The sequence below is a fragment of the Veillonella sp. ZSJB6 genome, from assembly GCF_051549505.1.
GTDB lineage: Bacteria > Bacillota > Negativicutes > Veillonellales > Veillonellaceae > Veillonella.
Genome location: NZ_JBPUGE010000028.1, coordinates 1 through 317 on the forward strand (window position 1 = coordinate 1; position 317 = coordinate 317).

Annotated in this window: 1 pseudogene; it reads right to left on the minus strand. The window is 59.6% G+C overall.

The window, feature by feature from the left end:
- Positions 1 to 61: 61 nt before the first annotated feature.
- Positions 62 to 317, minus strand: a pseudogene (locus ACSV5T_RS09760) (hypothetical protein); the annotation flags it as partial.

A 317-nucleotide genomic window follows, 5' to 3' on the forward strand; every position in this document is an offset into this window, starting at 1 on the left:
TGAGCTCGATGTCACCGGCGTCGTTCTGGTAGTGCTGGATGATGTTGCGGATGACGGCTGGTTACTCGTCCATCTCTTTCAACATGTAGTGCGCGTACGTGCCTTTCTCGATGTCTGACGCATCGATCTCGGCCGTATACGGGGCACGTTCGAGGACTTCGCCGTCGAGTGTCTTGATCGTCGCCGATTCGCGCGTCAAGATGACGATCTCGCCGTCGTGGAGCTCGAGGTACTGGTCCGTCACTTGGAGCATCGCCATCGCGTCAGACGCCACGACGTTGAACGTGCCGTCGCCGAGTCCGACGAGGAGCGGTGAC